Here is a 585-nt window from a genome sequence, read left to right on the forward strand (position 1 = left end):
CGGGATGCGCCCTGCGGGTTTGTTCAGCCGCGAAGCATCTGGGATTAGACGGTGAGTGCCCGGCCCTTGGGAGCCTCAACCCCGTCACGGCGCGGCCGGGTTCCTTCATACCGGCGCGGCGCAGGCTGGCACGGCGCGAACCGGGGCCATCCGCAGCGCGTGTAAGCGCATCGCCCGCGTCTGGGCAGGGGCCGGTCGCAGCGGGATGTTGCACCGGCCCCATCCATTTGCCGGGACTAACCCATCATCCCAGAAATGCCTTGGATTTCGTATTCCTCTTTCTTCGCGGCCCTGACCGCCTCGAGCATGGCGTTCAACTCAATGACCCGTTGACCGGCATCCATTAGACTCATGTCGTTTCGTGCCAATCTAGCGACCTCAAAGCGGCGTTCTTCGACCAGTTGCCGCTCGAGCTTTTCGAGGTTCTGATAGTCTTCGGATTGGGTTGACATGCGTGGTTCCTCTTGGGTTTCTAGGTGCGCCTCGAGCATAGCTTGCGCCGTTATCCTGGCACAACCGCGCCGCGCGTGGGTTGCTTGCGGGTTGCATGACATAAAACTCGTTACCCACCAAAGGGCACCCGAG

1 protein-coding gene is annotated in these 585 nt (G+C 61.7%); it reads right to left on the bottom strand.

Features of this window, described 5'->3' with window-relative positions:
• Positions 1–236 precede the first annotated feature (236 nt).
• A partial coding sequence (locus CK240_RS19080) for a hypothetical protein (RefSeq protein ID WP_205957925.1) occupies positions 237–585 on the bottom strand: 349 nt, incomplete at its 5' end.

It is taken from the genome of Paracoccus salipaludis (genome assembly GCF_002287065.1).
GTDB classification, from domain to species: Bacteria; Pseudomonadota; Alphaproteobacteria; order Rhodobacterales; family Rhodobacteraceae; genus Paracoccus; species Paracoccus salipaludis.